This window comes from Xenophilus arseniciresistens (assembly GCF_028023875.1).
Taxonomy (GTDB): domain Bacteria; phylum Pseudomonadota; class Gammaproteobacteria; order Burkholderiales; family Burkholderiaceae_C; genus Xenophilus; species Xenophilus arseniciresistens.
Window position 1 is genome coordinate 50651 of the sequence record NZ_JAQIPB010000013.1, and the last position, 18639, is coordinate 69289.

Genomic DNA, 18639 nt, shown 5'->3' on the forward strand with positions numbered 1-18639 from the left:
CCTTCATCTATCGTGTGGAAGAGAGCTCACCCGGGCTGCCCGCGGCCACCGCGCCGGGCCTGCAGGTCAGCACCAGGATCAGAAGCGTCAGCACGTAGGGCACCGTGTTGAACAGGTGGTAGCCCCAGGAGACGCCGATGGACTGCATGGCCGGGCCGATGGCGCCGGCCCCGCCGAACAGCAGCGCCGTGCCCACGCAGCGCAGCGGGCTCCAGCGCGCGAAGATCACCAGCGCCACGGCAATCAGGCCCTGGCCGCTGGAGATGCCTTCGTTCCAGCTGCCCGGGTAGAAGAGCGTGAGCGATGCGCCGCCCAGCCCCGCGATGAAACCGCCGCCGGCCGTGGCCGCGATGCGGATGCCGCCCACCGAATAGCCCAGCGCGCGCGTGGCGTTGGCCGAATCGCCGGCCAGCCGGATCAGCAGGCCCGCGCGCGTGCGGCCAAAGGCCCAGGCCATGAGCGCGGCGAGCACGATGCCCAGCGGCAGCAGCGCATTGATCTGCAACGCGGCTTGCACCACCGTCGAGTCGCTCCAGCCGCCCAGCGGGATCGCGGGCAACTGCGGCGCCTGCGGCTGGATCAGCGGCTTGCCCAGGTAGAAGGCCAGGCCCATGCCCAGCAGCATCAGGGCGATGCCGGTGGCCACGTCGTTGACGCCCGTGAGCGAGCACAAAAGCCCGTGCAGCAGCGCCAGCAGTGCGCCCACGGCGGCGCCCACCAGCACGCCGATCCACGGCGAGCCGCTCCAGTAGGCGCCACCGAAGGCGGCCATGGCCGAGAGCACCAGCACGCCTTCCAGCCCCAGGTTGATGCGGCCGGCCTTTTCGGTCAGGCATTCGCCCAGGCTCACGAACAGAAAGGGCACGCCCACGCGCAGCGCACCGCCGACGATCGCCGCCGCCAGCGCAATCCATTGATCGGCCGTCATGCCTGGCCTCCGTGGAGTGCGCGCGCGGCCTGAGCAGGCTGCGGCGCCAGGTCTTCAAAGGGCCGCGCAAAGAGCCTGGCCAGCACCACCTTGCCCTGCGTGCCGCGCAGTGCCTCGCTGGCCAGGATCAGCACGAAGGCGATGCCCTGAAGCACCAGCACCGAGGCATCGGGCAAACCCACGCGCCGCTGCAGCAGGCTGCCCGCGGCCGCAAAGCCGCCGAACACGATCGCCACCGGGATGATGGCCAGCGGGTTGTGCCGCGCCATGAAGGCCACGAGGATGCCCGCATAGCCGTAGCCCGCGATCAGCGAGGCGTTGGCATTGGTGTGCACCGCCGCCACCTCCACCGCCCCGGCCAGGCCCGCGCAGGCGCCGCCCAGGCCGCAGGCCAGCAGGATCAGCCTGGATGCGGGCAGGCCCACCAGCTGCGCCGTGCGCGGGTTGCCGCCCACCACGCGCACTGAAAAGCCCGAAGCCGTGCTGCGCAGCCAGACCCAGAAAGCCAGGCACACCCCCACGCCGATCAAGAGGCCCGCATGCACGTCGGAGCCCCACAGCCCGGTCAGCAGCGCGCCCTCGGGCAGCGGCAGGGTGGACGGCTTGTTGAGGCTGGCCGGGTCGCGCAGCGGCCCTTCCACCAGGTGCTTGAAAACGCCGATGGCCACATAGGCCAGCAGCAGGCTGCTGATGGTCTCGTTGATGCCGCGGTACTGGCGCAGCGCACCGGCCAGCATGATCCAGGCCGCGCCCACCAGCGCGCCGGCCGCGCAGGCCAGCAGCGTGCCCCAGCCATGGCCCGGCAGCGGCAGCAGGTAAGGCAGCGCCGCGGCGCCCAGCCCGCCCAGCACCAGCGCGCCTTCGCCGCCGATGATGATCAGCCCCGCGCGTGCCGGAATGGCCACGCACAGGGCCGTGAGCATCAGCGGCGCCGCGCGCTGCAGCGTGTTCTGCCAGCTGAACCAGTCGCCGAAGGCGCCCTTGAAGAGCAGCACCCAGACTTCGACCGGATCGACGCCGGCGAAGGACACGAAGATGCCGAACAGCAGCAGGGCCGCCGCGATGGCGGCCAGCGGCAGCCCGATGTCCCTGGCCAGCGAATTCATCATGGCGTCGGGCCCTTCGGGCTCAGAACGAACCCTGGACGCCTTCGACCAGGTAGTTCATCTGCTCCAGCGCCAGATCGGTCTGCTTGTGCACCTGGCCCGCGGCGAGGATCTGCTTGCCCTTGTTGTCCTTGAGCGGGCCCTTGAAGATGTCGAACTGGCCGGCCAGCATCTTCGCCTTGACCTCGTCGGCCTGCTTCTTCGCCGCGTCGGTCACGGCCGGGCCGTAGGCCGACATCTTCACGAAGCCTTCCTTCATGCCGCCACGCAGGAAGTTCGGATGCGGCTTGCCCGTGCGCGCGGCCTCCAGCACCTGCAGGTACGCGGTGATCCAGTTCCATTCGGCGCCCGTCAGGTAGGCCTGCGGCGCCAGCCTGGCCTGGCTGGCGTGGTAGCCGCACACCATCTTGCCGCGCTTGGCGGCCGTCTCGACCACCACCTTGGGGCCGTCCACATGCATGGTGAACACGTCGCAGCCCTGGTCGGCCAGGCTGTTGGTGGCCTCGGCCTCCTTCACGGCCATCGACCAGTCGCCCGTGAAGATCACGCTGCAGGTGATGCCGGGCTTGACCGAGCGCGCGCCCAGCGTGAAGGCATTGATGTTGCGCAGCACCTGCGGAATGGGCTTGGCCGCGACGAAGGCGATCTTGCCGCTCTTGCTCATGTGGCCGGCCACCACGCCGTTGAGGAACTGCGCTTCCTCGATGTAGCCGAAGAAGCTGCCCGCGTTCTTCGGGTGCTTGCCTTCGGTCCACAGGCCGCCGCAGTGCGAGAAGCGCACCTCGGGGTACTTGGCGGCCTGCGCCAGCACGTGCGGGTCGAAGTAGCCGAAGGAGGTCGGAAACAGCAGCTTCGCGCCGTCCTGCATGACCATGCCGGTCATGCTCTTTTGCACGGCCGTGGTCTCGGGCACGTTCTCTTCCTCGACCACCTTGACCCCTGCCACCTTCTTGAGCTCGGCGGCGGCCAGCGCGTGGGCCTGGTTGTAGCCGTAGTCGTCGCGCGGGCCGACGTAGATCACGCCCACGGTCAGCCCCTTGGCCTGGGCGCCGGCCAGGCCGTGCAGGCCGCCCAGGGTGCCTGCGGCGCCCAGTGCGGCAATGGATTTCAGCGATGCGCGACGGGTCAGCGGGGTCATGGACATGGCGTTCTCCGGGAAGACAGGGGTTGGATGGGGGCTCGATTCAGATCGGTGCACAAAGCACCGGACCTAACTTGGATACAAGAAGGGACGCAAATTGCGTGCCTGGGGGCTCAGCCCATCAGGCTCACGTGCGCCGCCACCACGCGCCAGCCCTCGGGCAGGCGCAGCCAGGTCTGGCTCTGGCGGCCGATGCGGCTTTCGCCCTCGCGCTGGAACTCCACGTTCGCAGTGCCGTACTCGCGCCCATAGGTGGTGATCACCGTGCGCGTGAGCGTGCGGGGCTGGCCCTGTGCAGGCTGGGCGGCGCGATAGGCCTGGATGGCCGCATGGCCGTACTGCACTTCGGCCACGCCATAGCGCAGCGTGTGCGGGCTGTTCCAGAACAGCGCGTCCAGCACTTCGACCTTGTTGTTCACGAGCGCCTCTTCGTACTGCGCGAACACCTCGGTCAGCTCGGCCAGCACATCGGGCAGGTTGATTTCTTGGGTCATGGGGATCCTGGTGGAGGGATTGATCGACGGGTGCGGCGCTCAGGCCGTGCGCTGCGCCATGTAGGCCCGCCAGCCGCCGTGATGGCTGATGTCCTGCGCACCGGCCAGCGCCGAGGCTTCGCACAGGAAGCCCTGCACGGCCGAGCCGTCGGCCAGGCTCAGCGTGCCGATGCCAAGCGGCGCCGGGATCAGCGCGACGAAGGAGCCATAGCGGCCCACGGGCAGCGACCACACCTCCACCTCGATGGCAGCGCCCTCGCCCGCGGCCACGCGAACCAGCCCCGGCTTGGGCGGCGTGGTGCCCGGCAGCGCATGCAGGCGGTAGTCGGCCGTCGTGCGGGTGCTGCGCAGCAGGCGCCCGCCCCGCTCAAGCAACTGGCTGTTGAGCGGCATGCCCGACAGGTGCGCGCCCACCACGGCCACCTGCACGCAGTCGCCATCGGCAGGGGGTTGTGGCAGCGCCTCGGTGGCTGGCAGCGGCTGGCCCGTGGCACCCAGTGGCAGGCCGCTGGCGTGGTGGTAGCGCTGGCCCAGCGCGGCGAGCGCGAAATCGCTGCCGGCCTGGCCCACGAAGGTGATGCCGAAGGGCAGCCCGTCGGGCCGCAGGCTGCTGGGCACGGCGATGGCCGCATAGTCCAGCAGGTTCACGAAGTTGGTGTACACGCCCATGCGGCTGTTGCGCCCCACCGGGTCGGCGCGCATGTCGGCGATGCTGCAGTGGGTGGGCGCGGTGGGCACGGCCAGCACGTCGATCTGCGCCCACATCGCAGCCGCGCGCTGGCCCAGCATGCGCAGCCGGGTGAGCGCCTGTGCATGCTCGCTGGCGCTGTGCCGGCGGCCCTGCGCCAGGATGCCGCGCACCGGCTCCATCACCTGCGCTTCGTGCGCGTCGAAGAAGGCTCCCACGGCCGCATGGCGCTCGGCCACCAGCGCGCTCTCATACAGCAGGGCCGCCGCCTCGGCCAGCGGCGCGTAGTCGATCTGCACCGGCGTGCCGCCCAGGCCCTGCAGCCGTGCGATGGCCTCGTCCCAGGCCGCTTGCGCCTGCGCGTCGCCGAAGAACTCGCGCAGCGAAGGCACGCCGAAGCGGAAGCGGGCGGGCCAGTGCGCGGGCGCCATCGCCAGGCTGCGCGAGTAGGGATCGGCCGGGTCCGGGCCCATGGCCTCGTGCAGCACGCGTGCGGCCAGCGCCACCGTGCGCGCAAAGATCGAGACGCAGTCCACGCTCTGCGCCGCAGGCACCAGCCCGCGCGCGCTGATCAGGCCGCGCGACGGCTTGATGCCCACGATGTTGTTCAGCCCCGCCGGCACGCGGCCCGAGCCCGCGGTGTCGGTGCCCAGCGCGAAGTCCACCTCGCCCGTGGCCACCACATAGGCCGAGCCCGAGCTGGAGCCGCCCGAAACCAGTTTTGCATCAAAGCTGTTGGGCACCGCGCCATAAGGCGAGCGCGTGCCATTGAGCCCGCAGGCGAACTGGTCGAGGTTGGTCTTGCCCTGCAGCGCGGCGCCCGCGGCGCGCAGGCGCTGCACCACGGTGGCGTCCTCGGGCGCCACGTAGGCGAAGGCCGGGCAGCCTGCGGTGGTGGGCAGCCCGCCCACGTCGATGTTGTCCTTCACCGCAAAGCGCAGGCCGGCCAGTGCATCGCCAGGGGCGCCAGGGGCAGCGGCCAGCGGTGGCAGGGGCGCGTCCAGGCGGGTGATCCAGGCGGCGGCCGGCAGGCCGTCCAGTTCCGGACGGGGCTGGGCCACCGCGGACAGTGCGTGCACCATGATCAAGCATCCTTTCTTGTATCCAAGATGAGATGCAAGTGACGTGCCAGCGCTGCGCGGCGCGCGCTCGAGCACGCGGGCACGCGGGCACGCGTCCGCTCCAGCCCGCGACCCCGGTCGCGCGGTCATTGGAAACAAGGAGGCCGGCGGCCGCAGCGCGGCGGCGGGGCGGCGCGTAGGCGGCCGGGTTCAGCGCCTCCAGCCGGCCCCGGCGCGCCGGGGCCGGCGCACCGAAATGCAGCGCTGCATCTGGGGAGGCCGCGTCAGATCAGGGGTGCGTGGGCAGGCGCGTTCCGCTTTGGTGCAAGGCGGCGCAGGCCTCAGCCCCTGCGCCCCAGCCCCGGCAACTCGCTGTGCCCCACACCCAGGTCGTTGAGCTCATGCTGTCCCAGCGCCTGCAAGGCGCGCAGCTCGGCGCGGCGCTGGCGGGCCAGGGTGCTGCGCTGCCACCAGTGGCGCAGGCGCTGCAGGGGCAGGGCGGCGGGGGCGAGGTGGTGCAACAGGGCGGCGGTCATGGGGGGCTCCGGGTCGGTGAAGAGGTGATGAAGCGCGTGGCTGCAGTGGAAGTGCCGCGATCATGGCTTGCGCAACCGTATCGGAGAAGTTGAGAATCCTGAGCCTTCTCATCAGGATGCCTGATGCGCCACCTCAACCTCGACCAGCTTCGCACCCTCATTGCCATTGCCGATCTGGGCAGCTTCTCGGCCGCCGCGCAGGCGCTGCACTTGGCCCAGCCCACGGTGAGCCTGCATGTGAGCGAGCTGGAATCCCGCCTGGACGTGCCGCTGCTGGTGCGCGCCGCGCGGCGGGTGCAGCCCACGCCGGCCGGCGCCGAGCTGGTCGAGCGCGGCCGTCGCCTGCTGCGCGATGTGGACGAGGCCATCGAGGCCACGCAGCGCCGCCATGCGGGCCTGGAGGGGCGCGTGCGCCTGGGTGTGAGCACCACCAGCGTGGTGGTCGATCTGCTGCCGCCCGTCTTCGAGCTTCTGACCCAGCGCTACCCGGGCATCGAGATCTCGCCCAGTTTCGTGGGCTCCGACGGCTCGGTGGCGGGGCTGCAGGCCGGCACGGTGGACGTGGCCGTGGTCTCGCTGCCCCAGCCGGCGGTGCCGGGGCTGCGTTTCACGCCCTGGCTGCGGCACGAGATGCGCGCGCTGGTGCCGGCGCACTGGCCCGTGGTCAGGCGCGCCACGCCGGCCTGGCTGGCGCAGCGGCCATTGATCATGAACGAGCCCGGCAGCCGCATGCAGACCCTGACCATGGAGTGGTTCGCCAAGGCGGGTTTCGCGCCGCGCGCACGCATCGAGCACAACTACGACACGGCCATGCGCGGCCTGGTGCAGGCCGGCTATGGCGCGGCGCTGCTGCCGCTGATGGACGACGCCTCGGCCTATGCCAGCGAGCGTGTGCGCGTGCTGCCGCTCACGCCGCGGCTGGTGCGGCACCTGGTGGTGGGCCTGCGCGCCAGCGAGCCGCGCGAAGGGCCGGCCGCGCGCGTGGCCGAAACGCTGCTGAGCTGGTCGCCCGGGCAGGGCATGGAAGGACAGCTGGTGCGAAAGGCGCCCTAAAACACCGAAAGCCCGGTGCGCGTGGTGAACAGCTCCAGCGCCTTCATGCCCAGCAGCGAGTTGCCGGTCTCGTCCAGCGCGGGCGACCACACGGCCAGCGTGAGCCGGTCCGGCACCACGGCGACGATGCCGCCGCCCACGCCGCTCTTGCAGGGCAGGCCGATGCGGAAGGCGAACTCGCCCGCCGCGTCGTAGGTGCCGCAGGTCAGCATCAGCGCGTTGATGCGGCGGGCCTGGCGCTCGCTCACCACCGGTGCGTCGGCCTGCAGCGGATGCGCGCCGTCGCGGCACAGATAGCCCGCCGCGCGTGCCAGCTGCAGGCAGCTCATGCGCAGCGCGCACTGGTGGAAGTAGAGGTCCAGCACTTCCTGCACGCCATGGTCGATGCGGCCGAAGCTCTTCATGAAATTGGCCAGCGCATGGTTGCGGTAGCCCGTGGCCGCCTCCGAGGCGGCCACTTCCTCGTCGTAGGCGATGGGCTCGCCGGCCAGGTGGCTCATGAAGCCGCACAGTTCGCGCTGCGCGCCTGCGCCGTACAGCGCCACGATGCGGTCGGCCACCGCGATGGCGCCGGCATTGATGAAGGGGTTGCGCGGCGTGCCCTGCTCGAACTCGAGCTGCACCAGGGAATTGAACGGGTTGCCCGAGGGCTCGCGGCCGATGCGCGCCCACAGCGCCTGCTCGCTCATGTGGCGCATGGCCAGCGTGAGCGTGAACACCTTGGAGATGCTCTGGATCGAGAAGGGCGTCTGGCCGTCGCCGGCCACCGCTTCCTGCCCGTCGCAGGTGCGCAGCGCGATGCCGAACTGCGCCGCGTCCACGCGCGCCAGTGCCGGGATGTACCGGGCCACCTGGCCGCGCGGGCCCTGCTGCGCCAGCTCGCGCTGGATCTGGAAGGCGATCTCGTCAAGGATGGGCTGGAATTGCATGGCGGGCAGCAGAGGGCAGGACAGGGCGACCCGGCATTCTGGACCAGGGCCCGTGAACGCCATTTCGGCAATCGCATCGCAGCGGGGTAGTCTTGCGCCATGGATTCCCTCATCAATGCCGCCGCGCGCGCACTGGCGCAGGGCGATGCGCTGGAGGCGCTGAAGCAGGTGGCCTTGCGCGGCGACCCGCCTGCGCTGGCGCTGCGCGGCATCGCGCTGGCGCAGCTGGGCGAACACGCGCGCGCCCGCATGCTGCTGCGCCGGGCCGAGCGCGGCTTTGGCGCGCACGAGGCCGTGGCCCGCGCGCGCTGCGTGGTGGCGCAGGCCGAGGTGGCGCTGGCGCTGCGCGACCTGCAGGCCGCGCCGCCGGCCCTGGCCCGCGCGGCCCAGACGCTGCAGGCCAGGGGCGACATGGCCAACGCCTGGCATGCCCATGCCATCGAGGCGCGGCACCTGCTGCTGCTGGGCCGGCTCGACGAGGCGCAGGCCGCGCTGGCGCGGCTGAACGGCCAGGCCCTGCCGCCGGTGCTGGGTGCCCTGGCCGAGCTGACGGCGGCCGAACTCGCGCTGCGCGCCTTGAACGTTGAAGAGGCCGCCGCCGCACTGGCACGCGCGCTGCGCGCCGCGCAAAAGGCGCAGGTGCCCGCACTGCTGGCCGAGGTGCTGGATGCGCAGGCGCTGCTGCAGCGCCCGGCGGCGCGCTGCCTGGGGCCGGATGGCGAATCGCCGCTGCGCCTGGACGAGGTGGCGGCGCTGCTGGCCGGCCCCGCGCTGGTGGTCGATGCCTGCCGCCACCGGCTCTGCGCCCGGGGCCGGGCGCTGGACCTGTCGCGCCGGCCCGTGCTCTTCGCGCTGCTGCGTGCGCTGGCGCGCGCCTGGCCGCACGACGTGCCGCGCGAGGCGCTGATCGCCGAAGTCTTCCGGCAGCGCGAGAGCGACGAGACGCACCGCGCGCGCCTGCGGGTGGAGATGGGCCGGCTGCGCCGCCTGGTGGCGCCGCTGGCGCAGGTGAGGGCCACCGACCGCGGCTATGCGCTGCAGGCCCTGCACGCGCCCCCTGGCCAGGCCGATACCGTGCGGCTGCTGCTGCCGCCGCTCGATGGCGATTCGGGCGCGCTGCTGGCGCTGCTGGCCGACGGCGCGGCCTGGTCCACTTCCGCCCTGGCCCAGGCCCTGGGCGAGAGCCAGCGCCAGGTGCAGCGCGCGCTGGCCGAGCTGCACGCCGAAGGCCGCGTGCGCGCCGTGGGCCTGGCGCGGGCGCGGCGCTGGGTGGCTCCGCCGCTGACCGGATTCACGACCCTTTTGTTACTCCCCGGCGCGCCGCCCATTGCCTAGAGTGCAGCCATGGCCTCTCGCCATGACCTTCAGCCAAAGGAGTTTCACCATGTCGTCCTCGTCTTCTTCTTCCGCTTCCACGCCGGTTTCCGCCTCGACCTCCGCCGCCTGCGCCAGCAGCTCGCCGCTGGCCGGCGCGCCCAAGGCCATGCGCCTGCCCGAAGCCCAGCCCGCGCAGGTTCTGCGCGAATACGGCCCCTTCGCGGGCGCCGAGGCCATCCACGGCGTCACGCACGACGGCCGGCGCGTGTGGGCCGCCGTCGGCGCGCGCATCCTGGCCTTCGACCCTGCCAGCGGCGAGAGCGCGGGCGAACTCGCGCAGGCCGGGGACGCAGGCACGGCCTTCGACGGCACGCACCTGTGGCAGATCGCCGGTGCGCGCATCCACCGCATCGACCCGGCCACCGGCGAGGTGCAGCGCGCCATTCCCGCACCCGGCGGCGGCGAGGATTCGGGCCTGGCCTGGGCCGAGGGCAGCCTGTGGGTGGGCCAGTACCGCGAGCGCAAGATCCACCAGGTCGACCCGCAGACCGGCGCCGTGCTGCGCACGCTGGAATCGAACCGCTTCGTCACCGGCGTCACCTGGGTCGATGGCCAGCTCTGGCATGGCACCTGGGAGGCCGATGAAAGCGAGCTGCGCCGCATCGACCCCCAAAGCGCCGAAGTGCTGCAGCGCCTGGCGCTGCCGGCCGGCATGGGCGTGAGCGGGCTCGAATCGGACGGGGCCGAGCTCTTCTACTGCGGCGGTGGCCTCAGCGGCAAGGTGCGCGCCGTGCGCCGGCCCGAAGCCGCCGTGGCCTGAGCGACTACCTGGGCTGCCGGTTCACCAGCACGATGCCCAGCGCCACGCCGCCCAGTGCCATCAGCAGCTGCGGCGTGAGCGGCTCCTTGAGCAGCAGCACGCCGAAGACCAGCGCGAACAGCGGCGTGAGGAAGGTGAAGGAGGAGATGCGCGTGGCCGGGTAGTGGCGCAGCATCCACATCCAGGCCAGGTAGCTCGCAAAAGCGCCGATCACCGTCTGCAGCGCGATGGACAGCCAGGCATAGGCCGAGTATGAAAAGCTCCAGGGCTCACCGCGCACCAGCGACAGCAGCGGCACCACCGCGGCCGTCACGGCCAGTTGGTAGAACAGCGTCTTCTCGGCGCTCACCGTGGCCAGCCGCGTGGCGCGGATCACCAGGGTGGTCAGCCCCCACAGCACGCCCGCGGCCAGCGCCAGCGCATCGCCATACAGCTGCCCCGGGCTGCTGTGGCCGAAGCTTTCGCTGAAGGCCACGAACACCGCCGCGAAGGCGATCGCCAGCCCCACCCACTGCAGGCCGCGCAGCCGTTCCACGGGCACGAAGCGCGGCAGCAGCAGCGCCACCACGAAGGGCGAGGTGTAGAGGAACACCGTGAGCCTGGAGGCGCTGGTGTGCTGCAGCCCGATGTAGATGCACACGAACTCCCCCGCGAACAGCAGGCCCGCGGCCAGCCCGCCGGGCAGCGAGCCGTCGCGCTCGAACAGCGGCACGCCGCGCAGCCGGCACCACAGCCACAGCAGCAGCACGGCACCGCTCATGCGCAGCGTGGCCTGCCACATCGGCGGCACCTCGGTCACCGTGGTCTTGATCAGGATCTGCTGCAGGCCCCAGAAGGCGCAGCAGGCCACGAGGAGGGTGACAGCGCGGCTGTCCAGGTGGGTCTTGCGGTCGGTCATGACAAGGCGATGGCCCGGCGGGGCGCCTGCGGGCAAAACTGGCGATCTTGCCGCCAGCGCCGGGATTGCGGAAGTTGCCGATTCTGAGCCGATCCATCAGATTCGGTGATCGTCCGCTGTCGCCTGTGCTGCGGCCGCTCAGGTGGACATCGCCCGGTGGGCGTCGGCCGTGGCGTGCACCCGCTGCAGCGGCGCGCGGGCCACGTCGCGGCGCGCGACCTCGGCCACTTCGCGCATCAGGGCGCGTGCATCCCAGTCCACCGGCCAGCCTTGCCACAGCCGCAGCGCGCCGTTGACGAAAACGGCCTGGATCTGGTCGCGGTTGCCAAAGCGCACCAGCTCCCAGCTCAGGTCCCAGCTGGGCAGGAACTCGGGCCCGTCCAGGTCCAGCAGCAGGAAGTCGGCGGCGAACCCGGGCTCGATGCGGCCGGTGAGCCGGCCCAGGCCGGCGGCTTCGGCGCCCCGGTGCGTGCCATGGTCCAGCCAGGTCCAGCCGCCGCCGCAGGAGGAATCGCCATTGGCCAGCCCGTGCGTGAGGCGCTGCGCCGTCTCGGCCGCGTCCAGCAGGCGCAGGCCGTCGGCGCGCGTGCCGTCGGTGCCCAGGCCGAAGGGCACGCCCAGCAGCTGCAGCATGCCGGCGTCGAGCACGGCGTTGCCCTTCCAGGCGCTGGCAACGGGGTTGTAGGCGACGGCGGCGCCGCTGTCCCGCAGCAGGCCGAACTCGCGGTGCGTGAGCAGCGTCGCATGGGCCAGCAGGGCGCTCTCGTTGAGCGCGCCCACCGCGTGCAGCAGCTCGATGGGCCGCAGGCCGCGCGCCACCAGGGAGCGCTCCACGGCTGCGAGATGCTCGTTCACATGGGTCTGGAAGCGCCGGCTGGCCTCGCGCGTGAGCGCGGCCACGTCGTGCAGCATGCGGTCGCTCGCGGCCTCGGGGATGGAGATCGCGAGCGAGGGGTGCACCAGCGGGTCGTGCTCGAACGCGGCCAGGAAGCCGGCCGCGCGGTCGAGGATGCGGCGCGCCCCGGCTTCGCCGTCGGTGTTGCCGGCATCGTTGCAGATCAGGCCCAGCACGCAGCGGATGCCGGTGTCGCGCGCGGCCTGCGCCACGCCGGCCAAACCTTCTTCGGAGCGCGTGCCGGCGTCGACCACGGTGGTGAAGCCGCCGCGCAGCGATTCCCAGGCCGCGAGCCTGGCCGAGAGGTAGGCCGCGTGGGTGTCCAGCACGCCCTCCATCGGCACCCAGATGCGCTTGAAGATCTCGGACGGTTCGCCGAAGGCCAGCGACTTGCCGAAGGCCTGGGTGAGGTGCGTGTGGGTGTCGATGAGGCCGGGCATCAGCAGCTGCTGCGGCAGCTCGACGAATGCGCGGCCCGGGTGGGCCGCCTGCACCGCCTCGCGCGGGCCGACGTGCGTGAAGCGGCCGCCATGCACGGCCGCGGCCCAGCCGCGCTGCGCGCCCTCGGGGCGCATCAGCCACTCGGGCGCCAGCAGCAAGGGGCCGCCGTCGGTCGCGCTCAGGTCGGAGGATGAAAGCATGCGAGCCTCCCTAGGTGAAAAGCAGGTAGACGAACCAGGCGCCCACGAGCAGCAGCAGGCCGCTGACGAGGCGCTGCAGCCGCTGCCGGTCCAGCCCGCTGGCCAGGCGCTGCCCGGCCAGCGAGCCGATCAGCAGCAGCCCGCCGCAAGCCGCGGCCAGGCCCCAGTCGAGCCTGTGTGCCGCCGCGTGCACGGCGCTGCTGGTCAGCGCCACCGGCAGCTGCACGGCCTGGGCCGCGATGACGGCGAAGTCCACGCGCTGGCGGCACAGCATCAGCAGCGGCAGCAGCAGCACCGGGCCGCCCGTGCCCGTGAGCGCCGAACCGATGCCCACCAGCACGCCCAGGCCCGCCAGCACAGGCGCCGACAGCAGCGGCGCGGCTTCGGCATGCCGCTCCTGCGCCATGACGCCGCGCATCCCGGCAAAGAGCACCAGCGCCGTCACCCCGGCCAGCAGCACGCGCGCGGGCAAGGCCTGCACCAGCAGGGCGCCGCCGGCCGCACCGGCCAGCGCGCCGGCCAGCAGCGGCACGGTGCGGCGGGCCAGCGCGGGCTCGCGCGCCAGGGGCCGCAGCGCCACCAGCGCCGGCAGCGCAAAGGCCAGCGAGGCCGCGGCGATGGCCTGCGGCGGCGCCACCTCGCCAAAGCGCGTGAGCACCGGCACCAGCAGCACGCCGCCGATGCCGGTCGCACCGATCAGGCCGCCGGCGAGCAGCACCGCAGGCAGCAGGATCCAGGCGTGGGCAAGCAGGGGCATCGGCGCGTCGGGCTAGGCGGCTTACTCGGCCTTGATGTTGGCCTTGGTCACCACGTCCTGCGTGGTGCGGCGCTCCTGCGCCAGATAGTCGCCGAAGGCCTTGCCGGTCATGACCACGGGGCGCACGGCGATGTCGCCGAGCTTGCGCACCACCTCGGGGTCCTTCATCGTCGCCTCGACGGCCTGCGTGAGCTGCTGCACGACGGACGCGGGCACGCCAGCGGGCGCCAGGATGCCGAGCCAGGAATCGACCTCGAAGTCCTTCAGGGCCGCGGTCTCGGCCAAGGCCGGCACCTGGGGCGCGATGGCCGCGCGCTGCTTCGAGGTCACGCCGAAGGCCTTGACCTTGCCGTCCTTGATGAAAGGCTGCGCCAGCGACAGGGGCAGCACGGCCAGGTCGACCTGCCCGCCGGCGACATCGGTCAGCACCTGCGGCCCGGACTTGTAGGGCACATGCACCATGTCCAGGCCCGCGCGCTGCTTGATGAGCTCGGCCGTGACATGCAGGGACGTGCCAACGCCGTCGGTGCCGAAGTTGAGCTTGCCGGGCTCCTTCTTCACCAGTCGGACCAGCTCGGCCATGTCGGCGGCGGGCAGCCCGCTGCGCCCGATCAGCACGAAGGGCGAGACGCCGACGGTGGCGATGGGCGTGAAGTCCTTGAAGGTGTCGTAGCGAACGGCCGAGGGCGCGACCAGCGGCGCCACGTTGAGGGGACTGGCCACGGCGAAGAGCAGCGTGTAGCCGTCCGCGCTCGCGCGGGCCGCCTTCTGCGTGCCGATGGTGCCTGCCGCGCCGGCCACGTTCTCGATGACCACCGATTGCTTGAGCACTTCGCCCAGCTTCGTGTTCACCAGCCGTGCCGTGGCATCGACGCCGCCGCCGGCCGCGAACGGCACAATCAGCGTGATCGGCTTGCCGGGGTACGGCTGCGCCATGGCGGCCGGTGCGCCCAGGCCCAGCGCGAGGCTGGCACCGAGCGCCGCGGCGAAGCTGCGGCGCGACGACGAATGCAGGAGAGAAGAGCGGGGCATGGCAGTTTTCCTCGAACGGTGGGACGGACAACGAAGGAAGCACCCGGGCGGTGCGAGAATCTACTCGTTATGACAAGTTATAACAAGCGATGCAAGCGCCATGCCAGCGCGATGGACGGGCGCGCCCATGGCTGATCTGCCGCAATCGCTGCATGCGCGCCTGCGCGACGCGCTGCGCGCCGACATCCTCGGAGGCCGCCTGCGCCCGGGCGACAAGCTGCCGTCCGAGTCCGAGATGCAGGCCGAGCACGGCGTCAGCCGCATCACCGTGCGGCAGGCGCTGGCCGCGCTGCAGGCCGACGGGCTGATCGTCAAGCTGCACGGAAAAGGGGCGTTCGTGTCCCATTCCAAGGCGTCGCAGAGCCTCAACCGCCTGCAGGGCCTGCACGAGGCGCTGGGCAGCGAGGCCGGCGCGGTGAGCAACCGGCGCCTGGCGTGGCGGCAGGTCAAGGCCACGGCGGCCGTGGCCGCGCAGTTGCAGCTGCGCACCGGCGAGCCCGTCTACCAGTTGCAGACGCTGCGCTACCTGGAGCGCGAGCCGCTCTCGGTGAACACGTCCTGGCTGCGCCCGGCCTTGGGCGAAAAACTGGGGCGCGTGGACTTCTCGCGCCGCGACCTGATCGAGGTCTTCGAGCATGAAGGCGGCCTGGCGATCGGCCGCGCCGAGCTGGAGATCGGCGCCGGCGTCGCGCGGCCGGCCGATGCGAGGCTGCTGAAGATCGAGCCCGGCGCGCCGGTGCTGGAGGTGCAGCGCATCGTCTACAGCCAAGGCGGCGAGCCGGTGCACGCCGAAACCGCCGTGTACCGCGCCGACACCTTCCGCTACCGTCTGGCCCTGCAACGTTGAACGCACCCGCCGCACACCCATGAGCACCCCCATCCCCGTCATCGACGTCTCGGCACTTGCTTCCGACCAGGCTGCCGACCGGCGCGCCGTCGCGTCCCGCATCGGCGCCGCCTGCCGCGACATCGGCTTCTTCGCCATCACCGGCCATGGCGTGCCCCTTGAGCTGGTGCAGGGCACCTTCACCGCCAGCCAGGCCTTCTTCGCCCAGCCGCTGGCCGACAAGCAGGCGCTGGCCTATGCCAGCCTGAGCCACAACCGCGGCTATGTGGGCACCGGCGTGGAGGCGCTGGACGAGCACCGCGGCGCCGACCAGAAGGAGGCCTTCAACCTGATCTGGACCGACGAGGCCACGCGCCCGCCCAACGCCTGGCCCGCGCTGCCCGGCTGGCGCGAGCGCGTGCAGGCCTACTTCGACGCCACGCTGGCCGCGGCCCGCAGGCTGCACCGCGCCTTCGCGCTCGACCTGGGCCTGGCCGAGGACTTCTTCGACGACAAGATCGACCGCCCGCTGGCCACTTTGCGCCTGCTGCACTACCCCGGGAGCGCGGTGGCGCAGGCGGGGCAGGAGGACGATGGCATCGGCGCGGGTGCCCACACCGACTACGGCAACGTCACCTTGCTGGCCACGGACGGCGTCTCGGGCCTGCAGGTGCAGGGCCGCGGGCGCGACGAGTGGATCGCCGTGCCGCCGCTGCCCGGCGCGTTCGTGTGCAACATCGGCGACTGCCTGATGCGCTGGACCAATGACGTGTACCTGTCCACGCCGCACCGCGTGCTGCGGCCCGCGCGCGAGCGCTATTCCATCGCGCTGTTCCTGGACCCGAACCCCGATGCGCTGGTGAGCGCGCTGCCCTCCTGCGTGCCGCCCGGCCAGGCGCCGCGCCATGCGCCCATCACCACGCAGGCCTACCTGCAGTCGCGCTTTGACGCGACTTATGGCAGCAAGGCGGGTTGACGGATCAGGGGGCTGAAGAGGCCGCCTGCTGCTGCAGGACTTCTTCGAACTGCTGCAGCAGCGCGCGCGCGAACAGGTCCATGTTGGTGGCGCGCTCGGCAATGCCGGTGGCCAGCGTGCGGCTGGCGAGTGCATCCACATCCGCGCCCGCCACGGCCACGCACACATGGCCGGCGGCATCGCCATAGGGGCTGCCCGAAGGGCCGGCCGCGCCGCTTTCGCACAGGCCCCAGCTGGCGCGGTGCATGGCGCGCACGCGGGCGGCCATCATGCGGGCGTAGGGTTCGGTTTCGGCGCGCATGCCTGCCATGTCGTCGGCCGTGAGTCCCATCAGCGCCTTGCCCGCGCGGCGCGAATAGACCACCGCCCCGCCCAGGAAGAAGGCCGACGCGCCCGGAATGGCCAGCAGCGCCGCCGACACCAGCCCGCCGGCCGAGGATTCGGCCACCGCCACGGTCTGGCCGCGCGCACGCAGCGTTTCGCCAACGCGGGCGGCGATCACATTCAGGGGTGGCGGGTTCGCGGTGGTCATGGCAAAGGTTGGCGCGCTCAAAGCGGATGTTCGGTGTAGAAGCGCCCGCCGTGGAACAGCAGCGGCGCCGTGCCGTCGCGGTGGCTGCAGCGCTCCACCTCGCCGACGAAGATCACATGGTCGCCTTCGTCATAGCGGCTGCGGTTGAAGCATTCAAAGCTGGCCACCGTGCCGGCCAGCAGCGGCGCGCCGCCTGCGCCTTCCACGTAGTCCACATCGCGCCAGCGGTCCACGTCGCGCGCGGCAAAGCGCTCGGCCAGGGCCTTCTGGTCGGCCGCGAGGATGTTGATGGCGTAGTGCGAGCCGGCGCTGAAATGCGGCATGGAGCCCGCGCGGCGGGCCAGGCTCCACAGCACCAGCGGCGGGTTCATCGAGACGGAATTGAAGGAGTTGGCCGTCAGGCCCACCAGCGAGCCGTCGGCGGCGCGTGCGGTCACGATGGTCACGCCCGTGGCGAACATGCCCAAAGCGGCGCGGAATTCAGGGGCGGAGAAATCGGGCGCCTGGGCGCGGCGGGGAGGGGACACGGAGGCCGGGGCAAAGTGAGCTGAGAAGGCGCATTCTGACCGAGCGGGCCGCGGCGGCCGGCCGCGCGCCGCAGTGGCCCTGCCACCGGCCCTGTTTCAACCGAAGAACCAGTAGCACACGCCGATGGCCGCAAGCACGCCGGCCAGCTCGGCCAGCAGCGCGCAGCCCACCGCATGGCGCGCGCGCTGGATGCCCACGGCGCCGAAGTACACGGCCAGTACGTAGAAGGTGGTTTCGGTGCTGCCCTGGATGGTGGCGGCCACCAGCGCGGGGAAGCTGTCCACGCCCTGGCTCTGCATGGTCTCGATCAGCATGGCGCGCGCGGCGCTGCCCGAAAAGGGCTTGACCAGCGCAGTGGGCAGCGCGTCGACGAAGCGGGTGTCCCAGCCCGTCAGGCCCACCAGCCAGCGGATGCCTTCGAGCGCCGCGTCCAGCGCGCCCGAGGCGCGCAGCACGCCAATGGCGCACAGCATGGCCACCAGGTAGGGCAGCAGGTTCTTCGCCACGTCGAAGCCTTCCTTGGCCCCTTCGACGAACTGGTCGTACACCGGCACGCGGCGCAGCGCGCCCGCGATCAGGAAGAGCAGGATCACGCCGAACAGCACCACGCTGCCCAGCAGCGAACTGAGCGCCGTGAGTGCCGCCGCCGAGAGCGAGGCCAGCAGCGCCATGAAGGCGCCCAGCGCCAGCGCGCCGGGCAGCAGCCAGGCCAGCACCACCGGGTCCCACAGGCGCAGGCGCTGCACGGCCGCCACCGCCAGCAGGCCCGCCAGCGTGGAGGCCGTGGTGGCCAGCAGGATGGGCAGGAAGACCAGCGTCGGGTCCGGCGCGCCCTGCTGCGTGCGGTACATGAAGATGCTCACCGGCAGCAAGGTCAGCGACGAGGCATTGAGCACCAGGAAGAGGATCTGCGCGTTGCTGGCTTCATGCGGGCGCGGGTTCAGCGTCTGCAGCTCGCGCATGGCTTTGAGGCCGATGGGGGTGGCCGCGTTGTCCAGCCCCAGCGCGTTGGCCGCGAAGTTCAAGGTGATCAGCCCCAGCGCGGGATGGCCGCGCGGCACGCCGGGCATCAGCCGCGCGAACAGCGGCCCCAGCAGCCGCGCCATCGCCCCCACCAGCCCGGCCGCCTCGGCGATGCGCAAGAAGCCCAGCCACAGCGTCAGGGTGCCAAAGAGCAGCACCATCAGCTCCACCGAGAGCTTGGCCATCGCGAACAGCGCGTCCACCATCGCCGCGAAGGCGCCGGCATCGCCGCCCAGCAGCCAGCGGCCCAGGCCGGTGGCCGCCGCGATCAGGAAAAAAGCCAGCCACAGGGTGTTGAGCACGGGTTGCGATCCGAAAGAGCAGGGGCGGAACGGAAAGAAAAAGGGCCGGCGACGGCGCGGCCCCCGCCATTGTGCGTGCCCCCGGGCGGCGCCTGCGGCGGTGAACGGCCGGCCGTTTTGCCCCTATGCTGCGCCCCAAGACCATCCTCCAGGAGA

At 71.8% G+C, this 18639-nt stretch carries 19 protein-coding genes; 5 read left to right on the forward strand and 14 right to left on the reverse strand.

The genetic code is table 11. The annotated features are described in order from the left end of the window. Window positions 1-7: 7 nt before the first annotated feature. From PGB34_RS21845 to PGB34_RS21870, 6 genes are all read right to left on the reverse strand, one after another. Window positions 8-928 (reverse strand): ABC transporter permease, encoded by a 921-nt coding sequence (locus tag PGB34_RS21845; RefSeq protein ID WP_271430223.1) that lies wholly within the window; start codon window positions 926-928, stop codon window positions 8-10. After that, window positions 925-2034, reverse strand: coding sequence for an ABC transporter permease (locus PGB34_RS21850; RefSeq protein WP_271430294.1), 1110 nt, complete (start codon window positions 2032-2034; stop codon window positions 925-927). The genes PGB34_RS21845 and PGB34_RS21850 overlap by 4 nt, the downstream gene beginning before the upstream one ends. A gap of 22 nt (window positions 2035-2056) precedes the next feature. Next, window positions 2057-3178 carry a BMP family ABC transporter substrate-binding protein gene (locus PGB34_RS21855; RefSeq protein WP_408647938.1) on the reverse strand — a complete coding sequence of 374 codons (1122 nt, stop codon included), beginning with the start codon at window positions 3176-3178 and terminating at the stop codon, window positions 2057-2059. A gap of 110 nt (window positions 3179-3288) precedes the next feature. Further along, window positions 3289-3669 carry an oxalurate catabolism protein HpxZ gene (gene hpxZ / locus PGB34_RS21860; protein WP_271430224.1) on the reverse strand — a complete coding sequence of 127 codons (381 nt, stop codon included), beginning with the start codon at window positions 3667-3669 and terminating at the stop codon, window positions 3289-3291. A 39-nt stretch (window positions 3670-3708) separates the two neighbouring features. Then, window positions 3709-5439 (reverse strand): allophanate hydrolase, encoded by a 1731-nt coding sequence (gene atzF / locus PGB34_RS21865; RefSeq protein WP_271430225.1) that lies wholly within the window; start codon window positions 5437-5439, stop codon window positions 3709-3711. Window positions 5440-5759: 320 nt separating this feature from the next. Continuing rightward, window positions 5760-5954 carry a hypothetical protein gene (locus tag PGB34_RS21870; protein WP_271430226.1) on the reverse strand — a complete coding sequence of 65 codons (195 nt, stop codon included), beginning with the start codon at window positions 5952-5954 and terminating at the stop codon, window positions 5760-5762. A gap of 123 nt (window positions 5955-6077) precedes the next feature. Here PGB34_RS21870 and PGB34_RS21875 point away from each other — a divergent pair, with 123 nt between their 5' ends. Further along, a complete protein-coding gene (locus PGB34_RS21875) occupies window positions 6078-7007 on the forward strand; it encodes a LysR family transcriptional regulator (protein WP_271430227.1) in 930 nt (309 codons plus the stop codon). Here PGB34_RS21875 and PGB34_RS21880 read toward each other — a convergent pair. Next, window positions 7004-7936 (reverse strand): glutaminase, encoded by a 933-nt coding sequence (locus tag PGB34_RS21880; RefSeq protein WP_271430228.1) that lies wholly within the window; start codon window positions 7934-7936, stop codon window positions 7004-7006. The genes PGB34_RS21875 and PGB34_RS21880 overlap by 4 nt on opposite strands. Before the next feature lie 99 nt (window positions 7937-8035). Here PGB34_RS21880 and PGB34_RS21885 point away from each other — a divergent pair, with 99 nt between their 5' ends. Together PGB34_RS21885 and PGB34_RS21890 are read left to right on the forward strand one after the other, a co-directional pair. Further along, complete coding sequence (locus PGB34_RS21885) at window positions 8036-9271, forward strand: helix-turn-helix domain-containing protein (RefSeq protein WP_271430229.1); 1236 nt, start codon at window positions 8036-8038, stop codon at window positions 9269-9271. Between the two features lie 148 nt (window positions 9272-9419). Next, window positions 9420-10073: a Vgb family protein gene (locus PGB34_RS21890; RefSeq protein ID WP_271430296.1), complete on the forward strand. Its 654-nt coding sequence runs from the start codon at window positions 9420-9422 to the stop codon at window positions 10071-10073. Between the two features lie 4 nt (window positions 10074-10077). Here the strand turns inward: PGB34_RS21890 and PGB34_RS21895 are convergent, their stop codons facing one another. The 4 genes from PGB34_RS21895 to PGB34_RS21910 all read right to left on the reverse strand — a co-directional run bounded on the left by PGB34_RS21895 (window position 10078) and on the right by PGB34_RS21910 (window position 14296). Further along, window positions 10078-10971, reverse strand: coding sequence for a DMT family transporter (locus PGB34_RS21895; protein WP_271430230.1), 894 nt, complete (start codon window positions 10969-10971; stop codon window positions 10078-10080). 138 nt (window positions 10972-11109) lie between these two features. After that, window positions 11110-12507: an amidohydrolase family protein gene (locus tag PGB34_RS21900; RefSeq protein ID WP_271430231.1), complete on the reverse strand. Its 1398-nt coding sequence runs from the start codon at window positions 12505-12507 to the stop codon at window positions 11110-11112. Between the two features lie 10 nt (window positions 12508-12517). Beyond that, window positions 12518-13264 (reverse strand): sulfite exporter TauE/SafE family protein, encoded by a 747-nt coding sequence (locus tag PGB34_RS21905; RefSeq protein ID WP_271430232.1) that lies wholly within the window; start codon window positions 13262-13264, stop codon window positions 12518-12520. 21 nt (window positions 13265-13285) lie between these two features. Further along, window positions 13286-14296 carry a Bug family tripartite tricarboxylate transporter substrate binding protein gene (locus PGB34_RS21910; protein ID WP_271430233.1) on the reverse strand — a complete coding sequence of 337 codons (1011 nt, stop codon included), beginning with the start codon at window positions 14294-14296 and terminating at the stop codon, window positions 13286-13288. 127 nt (window positions 14297-14423) lie between these two features. Between PGB34_RS21910 and PGB34_RS21915 the strand changes: the two genes are divergently transcribed. Continuing rightward, window positions 14424-15143: a GntR family transcriptional regulator gene (locus tag PGB34_RS21915; RefSeq protein WP_271430234.1), complete on the forward strand. Its 720-nt coding sequence runs from the start codon at window positions 14424-14426 to the stop codon at window positions 15141-15143. A gap of 19 nt (window positions 15144-15162) precedes the next feature. Next, on the forward strand, window positions 15163-16098 hold the full coding sequence (locus PGB34_RS21920; RefSeq protein WP_271430235.1) for an isopenicillin N synthase family dioxygenase: 936 nt from the start codon (window positions 15163-15165) through the stop codon (window positions 16096-16098). 4 nt (window positions 16099-16102) lie between these two features. Here the strand turns inward: PGB34_RS21920 and PGB34_RS21925 are convergent, their stop codons facing one another. From PGB34_RS21925 to PGB34_RS21935, 3 genes are all read right to left on the reverse strand, one after another. Beyond that, window positions 16103-16630, reverse strand: coding sequence for a CinA family protein (locus PGB34_RS21925; protein ID WP_271430236.1), 528 nt, complete (start codon window positions 16628-16630; stop codon window positions 16103-16105). 17 nt (window positions 16631-16647) lie between these two features. Next, window positions 16648-17157 carry a flavin reductase family protein gene (locus tag PGB34_RS21930; protein WP_271430237.1) on the reverse strand — a complete coding sequence of 170 codons (510 nt, stop codon included), beginning with the start codon at window positions 17155-17157 and terminating at the stop codon, window positions 16648-16650. A 96-nt stretch (window positions 17158-17253) separates the two neighbouring features. After that, a complete protein-coding gene (locus tag PGB34_RS21935; protein ID WP_271430238.1) occupies window positions 17254-18483 on the reverse strand; it encodes a nucleoside recognition domain-containing protein in 1230 nt (409 codons plus the stop codon). Window positions 18484-18639 lie beyond the last annotated feature (156 nt).